14 protein-coding genes are annotated in these 12918 nt (G+C 69.6%); 11 read left to right on the forward strand and 3 right to left on the reverse strand.

What is annotated here, in order from left to right; genetic code table 11:
- The first annotated feature begins 129 nt into the window (after positions 1–129).
- From D7V77_RS34485 to D7V77_RS34505, 5 genes are read left to right on the forward strand one after another with little or no spacing between them, the layout of a single operon-like run.
- Complete coding sequence (locus tag D7V77_RS34485; protein ID WP_120580517.1) at positions 130–477, forward strand: zf-TFIIB domain-containing protein; 348 nt, start codon at positions 130–132, stop codon at positions 475–477.
- Positions 478–505: 28 nt separating this feature from the next.
- Positions 506–793 carry an Asp-tRNA(Asn)/Glu-tRNA(Gln) amidotransferase subunit GatC gene (gene gatC, locus D7V77_RS34490; RefSeq protein WP_120523770.1) on the forward strand — a complete coding sequence of 96 codons (288 nt, stop codon included), beginning with the start codon at positions 506–508 and terminating at the stop codon, positions 791–793.
- A gap of 6 nt (positions 794–799) precedes the next feature.
- Positions 800–2263 carry an Asp-tRNA(Asn)/Glu-tRNA(Gln) amidotransferase subunit GatA gene (gatA, locus tag D7V77_RS34495; RefSeq protein WP_120580518.1) on the forward strand — a complete coding sequence of 488 codons (1464 nt, stop codon included), beginning with the start codon at positions 800–802 and terminating at the stop codon, positions 2261–2263.
- A 27-nt stretch (positions 2264–2290) separates the two neighbouring features.
- Positions 2291–3736, forward strand: coding sequence for an Asp-tRNA(Asn)/Glu-tRNA(Gln) amidotransferase subunit GatB (gene gatB / locus D7V77_RS34500; RefSeq protein ID WP_120580519.1), 1446 nt, complete (start codon positions 2291–2293; stop codon positions 3734–3736).
- Positions 3737–3743: 7 nt separating this feature from the next.
- Positions 3744–4085 carry a hypothetical protein gene (locus D7V77_RS34505; RefSeq protein ID WP_120580520.1) on the forward strand — a complete coding sequence of 114 codons (342 nt, stop codon included), beginning with the start codon at positions 3744–3746 and terminating at the stop codon, positions 4083–4085.
- Here the strand turns inward: D7V77_RS34505 and D7V77_RS34510 are convergent.
- Positions 4069–5106 carry a carbon-nitrogen hydrolase family protein gene (locus D7V77_RS34510; protein ID WP_120580521.1) on the reverse strand — a complete coding sequence of 346 codons (1038 nt, stop codon included), beginning with the start codon at positions 5104–5106 and terminating at the stop codon, positions 4069–4071. The two genes, D7V77_RS34505 and D7V77_RS34510, sit on opposite strands and share 17 nt — an antisense overlap.
- A gap of 109 nt (positions 5107–5215) precedes the next feature.
- On the opposite strand from D7V77_RS34510, the gene D7V77_RS34515 reads away from it, so the two are divergent.
- The gene (locus tag D7V77_RS34515; protein WP_147452252.1) at positions 5216–6154 is read left to right on the forward strand and encodes a hypothetical protein; all 939 of its coding nucleotides are present in this window, start codon (positions 5216–5218) and stop codon (positions 6152–6154) included.
- Here the strand turns inward: D7V77_RS34515 and D7V77_RS34520 are convergent.
- Positions 6147–7109: an isopenicillin N synthase family oxygenase gene (locus D7V77_RS34520; protein WP_120580523.1), complete on the reverse strand. Its 963-nt coding sequence runs from the start codon at positions 7107–7109 to the stop codon at positions 6147–6149. The two genes, D7V77_RS34515 and D7V77_RS34520, sit on opposite strands and share 8 nt — an antisense overlap.
- Positions 7110–7285: 176 nt before the next feature.
- Between D7V77_RS34520 and D7V77_RS34525 the strand changes: the two genes are divergently transcribed.
- Positions 7286–9325 (forward strand): serine/threonine-protein kinase, encoded by a 2040-nt coding sequence (locus D7V77_RS34525; protein WP_169821991.1) that lies wholly within the window; start codon positions 7286–7288, stop codon positions 9323–9325.
- Between the two features lie 31 nt (positions 9326–9356).
- On the opposite strand, the gene D7V77_RS34530 is transcribed toward D7V77_RS34525, so the two are convergent.
- A complete protein-coding gene (locus tag D7V77_RS34530; RefSeq protein WP_120580524.1) occupies positions 9357–9731 on the reverse strand; it encodes a hypothetical protein in 375 nt (124 codons plus the stop codon).
- 278 nt (positions 9732–10009) lie between these two features.
- Here D7V77_RS34530 and rplU point away from each other — a divergent pair, with 278 nt between their 5' ends.
- The 4 genes from rplU (at position 10010) to D7V77_RS34550 (ending at position 12773) form a co-directional block, all read left to right on the forward strand.
- Positions 10010–10318, forward strand: a complete 309-nt coding sequence (gene rplU, locus D7V77_RS34535; protein WP_120580525.1) for a 50S ribosomal protein L21 — start codon at positions 10010–10012, stop codon at positions 10316–10318.
- A gap of 46 nt (positions 10319–10364) precedes the next feature.
- Complete coding sequence (gene rpmA, locus D7V77_RS34540; protein WP_120536731.1) at positions 10365–10640, forward strand: 50S ribosomal protein L27; 276 nt, start codon at positions 10365–10367, stop codon at positions 10638–10640.
- Positions 10641–10768: 128 nt separating this feature from the next.
- Positions 10769–12088, forward strand: a complete 1320-nt coding sequence (gene obgE / locus D7V77_RS34545) for a GTPase ObgE (RefSeq protein ID WP_120580526.1) — start codon at positions 10769–10771, stop codon at positions 12086–12088.
- A 4-nt stretch (positions 12089–12092) separates the two neighbouring features.
- Complete coding sequence (locus D7V77_RS34550) at positions 12093–12773, forward strand: RNA methyltransferase (protein WP_120580527.1); 681 nt, start codon at positions 12093–12095, stop codon at positions 12771–12773.
- Positions 12774–12918: the final 145 nt, after the last annotated feature.

Below are 12918 nucleotides of genomic sequence, written 5' to 3' on the forward strand. Positions count from 1 at the left end.
GGAGGGGGCGGGGTCAATTTTCCGGCAGGCGTCCAAGGGGGCTCCGAGGAGGCGGAACAAGGCCTACATTTCGGGCGCGTCCCCGTGGCGAGAGGGTATGGTGCCTGCCGCCAAGGAGAACCCGAGACCATGTCCGACCTGAGCCCCGACAAGCCCTCCCACAACGAAGACGACTACTTCGCGCGCGAGGAGATTGAAGCCAAGCGCAAGCTGGCCCTTGAGCAGTCCAAGGAGATGGCCGCCCAGCAGCGCGAGTCGCTCAAGCAGCTGCACTACATGAAGTGTCCCAAGTGCGGCATGGACCTGCAGACGCTGAAGCAGGGCGACGTGGAGCTGGAGAGCTGCTTCAACTGCCACGGTGTCTGGCTGGACGCGGGCGAGCTGGAGCAGGTCATCAAGCAGCACGGCCACGAGGGCAGCGGCAAGGTGATGAACGCCGTCCTCAACCTGTTCAAGCGCACGCCGCCGTCCCCGTAGCACCGCGAAGTCCGGAGGAGGCTTCACCATGGCCCTCACGCTCGAGCAGGTCCGGCACGTGGCCACCCTGGCGCGGCTGTCGCTGACGCCGCAAGAGGAGGAGCGCTACGCCACCCAGCTGTCCGCGGTCCTGGACGCGGTGGCGGAGCTGGAAGCGCTCGACGTAAGCCAGGTGGAGCCCACCTCCCACGCGACGCTCGCGTCCTCGCTGTTGCGCGAGGACGTGCTGCGTCCGTCACTGCCCCCGGAAGCAGGGCTCGCCAACGCTCCGGCGAAGGTGGGCACTGCCTTCGCGGTCCCGAAGATCCTGGAGTAGCCCGCCATGTCGTCGCTCACCGACCTGTCGATGCTGGAGCTGGCGGCGAAGCTGGCTTCGCGCGAGGTGTCCTCCGTGGAGGCCACCCAGGCGAGCCTCCAGCGCATCGCCCAGGTGGACCCGAAGGTGCGCGCCTTCCTGCGCGTGGACGAGCCCGGGGCGCTGAAGTCCGCCGAGGCCAGTGACGCGCGCCGCAAGGCGGGCAGCCCGCTGAGCGCGCTGGACGGCGTGCCCGTGGGCCTCAAGGACATCTTCCTCACGGAGGGCGTGGAGACCACCTGCGCCTCGCGCGTCCTGGAGGGTTTCGTCCCGCCCTACGACGCCACCGTGGTGCGCCTGCTGAAAGAGGCGGGCTTGCCGCTCGTGGGCAAGCTGAACATGGACGAGTTCGCCATGGGCTCGTCCAACGAATCGAGCGCGTACTTCCCCACCCACAACCCATGGGACCTGACGCGCACGCCGGGCGGTTCGTCCGGTGGCTCTGCGGCGGCGGTGGCGGCGCGCGAGGTGTTCGGCGCGCTGGGCACCGACACGGGCGGCTCCATCCGCCAGCCCGCGGCGCTCACCAACACCGTGGGGCTCAAGCCCACGTATGGACGGGTGTCTCGCTACGGCGTCATCGCCTTCGCCTCGTCGTTGGATCAGCCGGGCCCCATGGCTCGCACGGTGGGGGACACCGCGGCGCTCTTCCAGCTCATCGCGCGGCATGATCCGCTGGACTCCACCTCCGCGGACGTGGAGACGCCGGACTGCCTCACGGGGCTGGAGGACGGGGTGCGGGGCCTCAAGCTGGGCGTGCCTCGCGAGTACTTCGCGGAGGGCATGGACCCGGAGGTGGCGGGCACGCTGCGCGCGTCGCTGGAGGAGCTGGAGAAGCTGGGCGCGACGCTGGTGGACGTGTCCCTGCCGCACACGAAGTACGCGCTGGCGACGTACTACCTGCTGGCCTCTTCGGAAGCGTCCAGCAACCTGGCCCGCTACGACGGCATCCGCTACGGGCAGCGGGCGAAGGACGCGCGCGGGCTCAAGGAGCTGTACACGCAGACGCGGGGGCAGGGCTTCGGCGCGGAGGTGAAGCGCCGCATCATGCTGGGCACCTACGCGCTGTCCGCCGGCTACTACGACGCGTACTACCTGCGCGCGCAGAAGGTCCGCACGCTCATCCGCGAGGACTTCACGAAGGTGTTCCAGCAGGTGGACGCCATCGTGTCGCCCACGTCGCCGGTGCCGGCGTTCAAGCTGGGCGCGAAGGTGGACGACCCGCTGTCCATGTACCTGATGGACGTCTACACGCTGCCGTGCAACCTGGCGGGCCTGCCCGGCCTGTCCGTGCCGTGCGGCTTCACACAGGCGGGGCTGCCCATCGGCATGCAGCTGTTGGGGCGCCCCTTCGACGAGGCCCGCCTGCTCCGCATCGCCCGCGCGTTCGAGCGCGAGCACGACTTCTTCCGCCGCGCCGCCCCCGTCTAGCGGGCGCGACACAAGGGTGACACCGCCATGCCCCTGAGCGACTTCCAGACGGTCATCGGCCTCGAGGTCCACGCGCAGCTGCTCACGCAGTCGAAAATCTTCTGCGGCTGCTCCACCGCGTTCGGCGCCGAGCCCAACCACCACACCTGTCCGGTGTGCCTGGGCATGCCCGGCGTGCTGCCGGTGCTCAACCAGCGCGTGGTGGAGTACGCGGTGCGCACGGGCCTGGCGCTCGGGTGCACGGTGAAGGCCACGAGCGTGTGGAGCCGGAAGAACTACTTCTATCCGGACCTGCCCAAGGGCTATCAAATCACCCAGTACGATCAGCCCATCTGCGAGTGGGGCGAGCTGGTCATCGACACGCCCTCGGGTGAGAAGACGGTGCGCGTGCGGCGCATCCACCTGGAGGAGGACGCGGGCAAGAGCGTGCACGACGCGGCCGCGTCCGCGGGGCAGAGCCTGGTGGACCTGAACCGCGCGGGCGTGCCGCTGATGGAGATCGTCAGCGAGCCGGACCTGCGCGATGCCGACGAGGCGGTGGAGTACCTCAAGGTGCTGCGCGACGTGCTGGTGTACCTGGGCGTCAACGACGGCAACCTGGAGGAAGGCAGCTTCCGCTGCGACGCCAACGTGTCGGTGATGCCCAAGGGCTCCACCACGTACGGGCAGCGGTGTGAGTTGAAGAACCTCAACTCGTTCCGCTTCCTCAAGCAGGCCATCGAGTACGAGGCCGCGCGGCAGGTGGACGTCCTCGAGTCCGGCGGCAAGGTGGACCAGGAGACGCGCCTCTGGGACGTGAACAAGGGCGTCACCCGGTCCATGCGCTCCAAGGAGGACGCGCACGACTACCGCTACTTCCCGGAGCCGGACCTGCCGCCGCTCCTCGTGTCGGACGCGCTGCGGGACTCGCAGCGGCAGTCGCTGCCGGAATTGCCTCGTGCGAAGCGCACGCGCTTCATGAGCGAGTACGGCTTGCCGGTCTACGACGCGCGCATCCTCACCGCCGAGCGCCCGCTGGCGGACTTCTTCGAGGCCTGCGCGAAGCACGTCTCCGACGCGAAGAAGCTCTCCAACTGGTTCCTGGGTGAGCTGAGCCGCCTGCTCAAGGAGGAGGGCACGCCCATCTCCGCGCTGCGCTTCACCCCGGCGCAGCTGGGCGAGCTGCTGGCCACGGTGGAGAAGGGCACGGTGTCCGCGAACGCGGGGAAGGACGTGCTCGGGGAGATGTTCCGCACGGGCCGCCAGCCCGCGGACATCATCGCGGAGAAGGGGCTCGCGCAGGTCAGTGATGTGGGCGCCGTGGAGGCGGTGGTGGACGACATCCTCGCGAAGAACGCGGGCGAGGTGGAGAAGTACAAGGCCGGCAAGAAGAGCGTGTACGGCTTCTTCGTGGGCCAGGTGATGAAGGCCATGAAGGGCAAGGGCAACCCCGGCCTCGTCAACGAGCTGCTCAAGAAGAAGCTGGGCGAGTAGGGCGCTCGTGGCCCGGCTCCTGACGGTGAACGGTGTCTCGTACCGCTGGAGCCTTCGGGGGCGGCGGGACGCACCGGAGGGAACGGGCTGGCGGCTGCTCACGGTCGTGTGGGCCGAGTCCACCCGGCAGGCGTTGCACGTCCGTGTCCGCCACGATGATCCGTGGCTCCACGTCGACGACGGCGACATGACCGGACTCGTGACTCGCGACGTGGGCCCCGACCTGGTGGCGCGGGTCATCGTGATGGCGCGGGACCTGGGATGGAAGCCGGAGGAGCGTGGCCCCACGCTCAAGTTCGTCCTGGAGGATGACGCGCGGCTCGTGCCGCTGGCTAGCGAGACACCGTGACGTGGAGCACGTCCTCTCCGCGTGGATCCGCGGACCGGGCGAGCACGTGCACGTCGTCCGGCCCCCGGCGCTCCAGGATGAGCGAGGGCGCCTCGAAGGTGTTGTCGAAGAAGCCACCGGTGAGCTGCGGGTTCACCGCGTAGCGCACGCGCTTCAGGGTGCGCAGCTGCGTGAAGAGGCCCTCGTTGAACCACTGCTCGCTGCGCAGTTGCGTCTCACCGGGCGCGTTAAAGGCCCAGGGCGCGTCCCAGCTCCAGGCGTTGGCGGAGGGCTGCGCGAGCACCTCCACGCCCAGCGCGTCCAGGTACTGCGCGCAGGGCACGAAATAGGGTTCGCCGGACGTGTGGGGTTCGTGGAAGCCGTCGTAGCAGACGAGCGTCCCCAGCTTCCCGAACGGCGTGTCCAGCACGGGCAGGTCCTCCGGACGGCCCGGGCTCAGGTGCAGCACGTCTTCCTGCGTGGGCACCAGGTTCACCTTGCGCGTGACGGCCACGCAGTGTCCGTCCGGTGAGAACGTGTAGCTGGTGTTGAAGGTGCGCGCTCCCGCGGGCTCGTACTCAGGGGTGTCCGGGCCCAGGCGGTTCGTGGGCAGCAGCGCGCTTCCGGCCACCACCCACAGGCCGAAGTCGCGCGCGATGCCGGAGAAGGTCTCGTACATCGCGCGGTGCACGCGGGGCGCCACCGTGGCGTAGAGACACTCCTCCATCGTCGGTGGATGGAAGGCGCTCCACGTGCGGAACATGCCGAGCCACTCCGCGAGAGCCACGCGCGTCAGGGCACCGTTCGTCGTCTTGCGGCGGCGCACGCGTGACAGGTGCCCCATCAGTCCCAGCGCCGCGCCCACCATCTCCGGCCAGACAGCGAGCGCGGGGTTCAACGGCCGGCCCGAGGCGTCCCGGGGACGCAGCGCGTCCGCCCGTGCAGCGAGCGCCCGATGGTGCGAGGCGAACGTCTCCTGCGAGGCATAGTCGTCGAGCGTGACGCGTGGCTGGATGGCGAACAGGTCGAGGGAGGTGGTCACGGTGTCCCGAGGATGGCACCCACCCCCATGCCGAGCGAGCCTCGCGGCGATGGACCGTCAGGTTCCGGGAGTGCCGCCGTCGAGGCCGTGCCCGGAGGCCGTGATGCGCATGAAGAGGACACTCCACGTCGAAGTGCACCCGTTCGTCGACGCGGCGGAGGCGCTCGCGGGACGGAACGTGAAGGCCCTGGGCGTGGCACCCGACAACACCGTGTGGTGGCTCGCGGACGCGGGAGGTGAGGGCGACGAGGTCCTCCACTTCGCGGACGGTTGGGACACCTGGGAGCGCTTCACGCTGCCTCGCGGTGCCCCGGACTTCCACTACATCCAGCCGCTTCCCGATGGCGAGGTGCTGCTCGTGAACGGGCGTTGCCGTTACCACTCGGAGACGGGATACGAACGCAACGCCCACGTCTACTCGCCGGAAGGCACATTGCTGCGGGAGCTGACCCTGGGGGACGGCATCGAGGACGTGCAGACGACGTCCGACGGACAGGTCTGGGTCAGCTACTTCGACGAAGGCGTCATCGGCAGCCTGACCCGGGGCGGCGATGGGTCACGGTCGCCCGTCGGCGCCGAGGGCCTGGAGCGCTTCGATGCGCTGGGGCAGCGGCAGGAGAGTGGTGTGCAGATGGCGCTCGGCCTGGGGCAGAGCATCCTGGAGTGCTACGCGCTCAACGTCGCTTCGGAGCGGGAGACCTGGTTCTACAGCTACACGGACTTCCCGCTCGTGCGCATGAGGCCGGGAGAGCCCTCCACGGTCTGGTCCTCCCCGGTGCATGGCGCACGCGCCATCGCCGTCAGTGACACGCACGTGCTGTTCGGCGGGTGTTACGACGACAAGACGCTGCTCCAGCTCTACCGGCTGTACTACCGGGGCGAGCAGCGCCTGGCCCCGCTGACCCGTGTCGTCCTCACGGACGAGACGGGCCGTGCGTGGCAGCCCTCGTGGCTCAAGGGCCGGGGGCCCTGGCTCCATGGCGCGGAAGGGACTCGCCACTTCCGCGTGCACATGGCGGAGTTGCTCACCCGCGCGGGGGCTACTTGAGGAAGCCCAGCTCGCGCAGGCGCTGCTTGAGGAACGCGTCCGCGGTGATGGGCGGGTGGCGCGCGGGGTTGTCCGGCGTCTCCGTCTGCGGCAGCGGCTTCAGGATGCAGTCGGAGAACGGGTGCACGAAGAAGGGCATCGAGTAGCGCACGGTGTCCTGCTCCGTGCTGGGCGGGTTCACCACCCGGTGCGTCGTGGACGGGATGACGCCGTTCATCACCCGGCTGAGCATGTCGCCCGAGTCCACGACAATCTGCCCGCGCAGCGTGTCCACCGGAATCCACTCGCCGTCGCGCGTGAGCAGCTCCAGGCCGCCGGCCGTGCCCTCGCACAGGAGCGTGATGAAGTTGATGTCCTCGTGCTCCGCGGCGCGCACCGCGCCCGGGATGAAGCGGTCCTTCAGCGGCGGGTAGTGGATGAGTCGCAGCACGGAGTTGCCGTCCACCGTCATGTCGCTGAACGTGTTGCGCGCGATGCCCAGGTAGTCCGCCAACGCCTGGAGCATCACCGTCGCCGCGTCGTCCAGCTCCCGGTAGAGCGTCAGCGTGTGCTCACGGAAGGTGGGCACCTCCTCCGGCCAGACGTTGGCGCCGTAGTCGTCGCGGTACGGGTGGCCCACGGGCAGCTCGCGGCCCACGTGCCAGAACTCCTTCAGGTCCCCCACCTTGCGGTTCTTCGCGTGCTCCTGGCCGAACGCCATGAAGCCCCGCTGCCCCGGACGCTCCGGCACCGCGTAGCGCGTCTTGGTGGACTCCGGCAGCTGGAAGAAGCGCTCCACGTCCGCGTACGTGCGGCGGATGAGCGCGTCCTCGACGCCGTGGCCCTCCACGGTCACGAAGCCGAACTCCTTGAGCGCGTCGCCAAACACCTGGACGAAGCGAGCCCGCTCCTCGGGAGTGCCGGAGCGGTAGTGGGACAGGTTCACGGTGGGGATGCGTCGGGCCGAGCGGGACATGCGCGCATCCTATCCGCGTGACACCTTCCTGACACGTCGCAGTCCGCCGCCCAACCGTCACCCCGGCCCAAGGGCGGGGGACCCTCCTCACTTTGCGACACCCACCCTTGGCGGCAGTGGATGCCGGGCTTCCGGGATGTGCAGATTGGGCAGGGAATTGGCCAGGGGGGCGCGGTATGGCCGAAGTCGCGAGGAACGAGCGCACGTGTTCAGCGTGCGGGCGGGGACATGGCGAGGGGACGTCGTGCGACACGCTCGTCCGGGAGGCGGGGGGCGGCCAGGGCAAGGCCGTGGAGCCGCCGGCGGCCGTGGCCGTGGCGGACGAGGTGGACCCGCTGGTGGGGACCCAGATGGGCAGCTTCCGGCTGGTGCGCCGGGTGGGCCGGGGAGGCATGGGGTCCGTCTACCTGGCGGAGCACGTGTCCATTGGCAGCCGCGTGGCGGTGAAGGTGCTGCACGAACACCTGACGCGCTACCCGGAGCTGGTGCAGCGCTTCCACGCCGAGGCCCGGGCGGTGAACCTCATCGGGCACGAGAACATCGTCAGCATCTTCGACCTCAACGCCTCGGCGCCCCGGCCGTACCTCATCATGGAGTTCCTGGAGGGGGCGCCCCTGTCGGCGTGGGTGGGGACGCCCCTGTCGGCCGGGGCGGTGGTGCCCATGCTGATGCAGGTGTGTGACGCGCTGCATGCGGCGCACGCGCGGGGCATCGTCCACCGCGACCTGAAGCCGGACAACATCTTCCTGGTGAAGCGCGGGCGGGGGATGCCGTTCGTGAAGGTGCTCGACTTCGGCATCGCGAAGCTGGTGGACGCGAGCATGCCGGAGACGGTGGCGGGCATCATCGTGGGCACGCCGGAGTACATGGCCCCGGAGCAGTCCCTGAGCCGGCGCCTGGACGGCCGCGCGGACCTGTACGCGGTGGGCGTCATCGCCTACCAGCTGCTCACCGGGCGGCTGCCCTTCCCCGACGAGGGGCTCACCGCCCAGCTCGTGGCGCACCAGACGCGCACGCCCCCATCCCTTCGCTCCATCTGCCCTTCGGTGCCACCCGCGCTGGAGGCGGTGGTGCTGCGCGCGCTGGCGAAGACGCCGGAGGAACGCTTCCCCCACGCGCTCGCGCTGCGGGCCGCGTTGGAGCAGGCCCTCGCCACGAGGCCCCCGTCGCCGCGCGCGGCCGTGGGCGGTCCCCGTCCCGTGCAGGGAGGGGCCTCCCCGGGAACTCCCGTCACCGGCCCCCGGCGCACCCCTCCGCTGGCCCCGCCGGGCGCGTCCGGGGGGAAGACGCTCCCGGTGCCCGTGCAGGTGGTGCTGCAGCCGGGCGCGCAGCCCCGGGTCTTCACGGGGTCGGACCTGTCGCGCGGTGGCGTGTTCCTGCACGCGACGGGGGAGCTGCCCCCGCTGTTCGCCCAGGTCCAGGTGGTGCTGCCGCTGTCCACGGGGCCGCTGTCCGTCACGTGCGAGGTGGTGCGCCACGTCTCGCCCGAGCAGGCCCAGGCCTGGAGCATGCGCCCGGGCTTCGGCGTGCAGTTCGTCGCGCCGTCCGCCGCGCTGAAGGCCCGCGTGGAGCAGCACCTCGCGGGCGCCACGGCCTCTCCGCTCCCCGCGCCCCGGGAGCTCCCGGACGACGCAGAGGCCGAGCGCGTCCTGGCCATGTGGCGCGGACAGCTGGCGGGGGAGGGCACCCACTACACGGTGCTGGGGCTCTCGCCGGACGCGGAGCTGGAGTCCGCGCGGGAGCGCGCGCGGGAGCTGTGGGCCGCCCTGTCCGCGCTGCGGCAGCGGCCCCTGTCGCGCGGGCAGCGCTCGCGCCTGGAGTCCATGCTGATCCGCGTGAGGGACGCGGGCGACACCCTGGGCATGCCGTTGCGCCGGGCCCGCTACGACGCCCGGCTGGGCAATGCCCGGGGCGTGGCGCGGTGCCTGGAGGCGGGCCTCACCGCGGTCCAGACGGACGCGCTTCACCGGGAGTACCTGGCCGAGCAGCCCCGGGCGGTGGGCACCGCGCGGGTGCACTTCCTCACGGGCAACGCGCTGGAGCGCGACGGCCAGCTCCAGCGGGCCCTGGAGTCCTACGAGCGGGGACTGGAGCTGGACCCCCTGGAGTGGGAGTACCAGCAGCGCCGCCGGGTGGTGGACCGGGCGCTGGGGGCTCGCCTGCCGGGTGCCCGAAATGAAAGAGCCCGATTCCCTGGGGAGGGAACCGGGCCCTGAAGCCCGCGGCGAGCGCCGCGGGATGAGGCGATCAGTCCGCGCTGATGGAGGCCGCGCAGGCCGCGCTCACGGTGCCGCCCTTCGTGGAGCAGGCCACGAGGTCCGAGAGGATGCGGGTCTGCTCGGTGGTGGACTTGTCGGAGCAGCTCTTGACGCTGTCGATGCAGTCCAGGACCGCGTCCAGCTTCTCCTTGTCGTCGTCGGAGCAGTCCGCGAGGGCCTCCTTACAGGCGTCGCGCTCCGCGTCCGTCGGCTCGTCCGGGGTGGCGCTGGTGTCGAAGCCACACTCCTCGAACTTGGAGGACAGGTCCTTGGCGAGGTCCTCGTTGCGATCGCAGTAGTCGCTACCGCAGGCGGTGAGCGTGAGCGAAGCCATGGCGGCCAGACCGAACAGGATCTTCTTCATGATGGTTCTCCCCCTCAGGGATGAGGTACAGGCACAGGTGGAAAGCAAGCGGCGCGCATCCTAGCGAGCGCTCCGTTGCGGTCCAGTGGACTTTATTCCGGGAATTCTATTCAAAAGCAAATAGGGGGCTGGAGGCGGGCTGATCCGCCAACTGCCTTGACTACCCCCCAGGATTCTCGTAAGTCCCGCCGTCTTTTAGCGCGCCGGCCGGTCCTCCGTCCGAAATGCGCGTTGGATTCCATGGGTTGAACCAACCCGAAGCTGACAGGGGTTCGACGATGTACGCAGTCATTCGCACGGGCGGAAAGCAGTACCGCGTCGCCGAGGGCGACGTTGTCCGGATCGAGAAGATCTCCGGTGATATCGGCGCTGAGGTCTCGTTCACCGAGGTCCTCCTGCTGGGCGGCTCTGAGAGCCCGAAGGTGGGCCAGCCGACGGTGGCGGGCGCGAAGGTCGTGGGCAAGGTGCTGGCGCAGGACAAGCACCGCCGCGTCCTGCACTTCCGGAAGGAGAAGGAAGGCTGGACCCGTCGCCGTGGTCACCGCCAGTCGTACACCGAGGTGAAGGTCACCTCGATCTCCGGCTAATCGCCTTTCCGGGCATTCCCCACACGAACTTCAAGGAGCAGGTGTCATGGCCCATAAAAAAGGTCAGGGTTCTTCGCGCAACGGGCGTGATTCCAACCCGCAGTACCGTGGCGTGAAGGTGTACGGCGGTGAGACGATCTCGGCGGGCAGCATCCTCGTGCGCCAGGTCGGTACGGTCATCCACCCGGGCACGAACGTGAAGCTCGGTCGCGACTTCACCCTCTTCTCGACGGTGGACGGCGTGGTGAAGTACGAGCGCCTCGGCCGCGACAAGAAGAAGGTGTCCGTGTACCCGGCCGCCGCCGAGCAGGCGAGCGCCTAGTCAGTGGCCCTGGGGCGACCCAGGGCACGGCTTACCGAGCGGGTCGTTCCCGGTCCTTCTGTTCCCGTTGGGAACGGGTGGATGCGAGGACGGCCCGCTTTGTGTTTTTCCAGGAGGGCGTTCGCCCCATGAAGTTCGTCGACGAAGTACGCATCTATGTGAAGGCGGGAGACGGCGGGAACGGGGCGGTGGCCTTCCGGCGTGAGAAGTTCATCGAGCGCGGCGGCCCCAACGGCGGGGACGGCGGCAATGGCGGCTCCGTGGTGTTCGTGTCGAACCCGCAGCTGACCACGCTCCTGGACTACCGCTACCAGCAGCACCACCGTGCCAAGAACGGCGAGCACGGCATGGGCAGCGACTGCAACGGCCATGGCGCCGAGGACATGGTGCTCCAGGTGCCGGTGGGCACGCTGATCCGCAACGAGCAGACGGGCGAGCTGCTGGTGGACCTGAGCGACCCGGGCCAGCAGTTCGTGGCGGCCAAGGGCGGCCGGGGCGGCCTGGGCAACATGAACTTCGCCACCTCCACGCGCCAGACGCCGCGCTTCGCGCAGGACGGCGGAAAGGGTGAGGAGATCACCCTGCGGCTGGAGCTGAAGCTGCTGGCGGACGTGGGCCTGCTGGGCTTCCCCAACGCGGGCAAGAGCACGTTCATCTCGCGGGTGAGCCGGGCGCGGCCGAAGGTGGCGGACTACCCGTTCACCACGCTGGTGCCGAACCTGGGCATGGTCCAGTACAAGGACAGCCTGTCCTTCGTGATGGCGGACATCCCCGGCATCATCGAGGGCGCCAGCGAGGGCGTGGGCCTGGGTCACCAGTTCCTGCGCCACGTGGAGCGGTGCAAGGTGCTGGTGCACCTCATCGACATGGGCGCCGAGGGCGAGGGCCGCAAGCCGCTGGCCGACTTCAACATCCTCAACGCGGAGTTGAAGAAGTACAGCGCGGAGCTGGCGGGCAAGCCGCAGGTGGTGGCCGCCAACAAGCAGGACCTGACGGAGGGCCGCGACCGCCTGGGGCCCTTCACGGAGGCGCTGCGTCGCCGGGGCATCCGCGTATACCCGGTGTCCTGCGCCACGGGCGAGGGCATGCAGGCGCTGATGGACGCGGTGGCGGAGGTGCTCTTCACCGGCCGCACCGACAAGATCCACGTCGAGATGCCGACGACGAGGTCCGCCTCCAAGGCTCCGGCGAAGAAGGCCGCCGCGAAGAAGGCTCCGGCGAAGAAGGCCGCCGCGAAGAAGGCTCCGGCGAAGAAGGCCGCCGCGAAGAAGGCTCCGGCCAAGAAGGCCGCCGCGAAGAAGGCCCCGGCCAAGAAGGCCGCCGCGAAGAAGGCCCCGGCCAAGAAGGCTCCGGCCAAGAAGTCCTCGCGCAAGCCCGTGGCGAAGAAGGCCGCGCGCAAGGCGCCGGTGAAGAAGGCCGCCGCGAAGAAGTCCGGCGGGAGGCGCTGAGCCGATGGCTGGTGGAGGCCCCCGCTACGAGAAGTTCGAGCGCGACGTCGTCGAGCCGGAGCAGTTCCTGCTCGACGTGCGGAAGGAGAAGATCGACCGCGTCGTCAGCCAGCGCACGCGCAACTTCGTGGTGGTGCTCGACCGGCTGGAGGACAACTTCAACATGGCCGCGGTGCTGCGCACCTGCGAGTCCATGGGCGTGCAGGAGGTGCACGTCGTCATCAACCCGGAAGCGCCCTTCATCCCCAACCTGCGGGTGGCCCAGGGCTGCGACAAGTGGTTGGACGTGCACCTCTACAAGACGTTCGCGGAGTGCCGCGAGCACCTGAAGGGGCGGGGCTTCAGCCTCTACGCGTCGGCGCTGCGCGAGGGGGCCACCAGCCTCTACAGCCTGCGCTTCGACACGAAGTTCGCCATGGTGTTCGGCAACGAGCGCTACGGCGTGAGCGACGACGTGCTCAACGGCGTGGACGGCACCTTCTGGGTGCCCATGAAGGGCTTCAGCCAGAGCCTGAACATCTCCGCGGCGGCGTCCGCCAGCATCACCCGGGCGATCGCCTGGCGGGACGAGCACCTGGGGAGCTCCGGGGACCTGTCCCCCGAGGAGGCCCAGGAGCTGCGCGAGCGCTTCTACCTGCTGGGCGTGAAGCAGCGGAAGCGTCTGGTCAAAGCCACACAGCGGTGAATGCCGGTCCCCCGGGGTCCGTCCGGATGCGATAGATGGACCCTGCGGGCGCCCCGGGTGCCCGCTCCGGAGGCGCACGCCATGTTGCTGGAATCCCTGCTCTTCACGCTCCTCACGCAGGCCCCCACCACCGCCGCCCCCACCG

Origin of the sequence: Corallococcus sp. CA041A, assembly GCF_003612075.1 — a bacterium.
Taxonomy (GTDB): Bacteria; Myxococcota; Myxococcia; order Myxococcales; family Myxococcaceae; genus Corallococcus; species Corallococcus exiguus.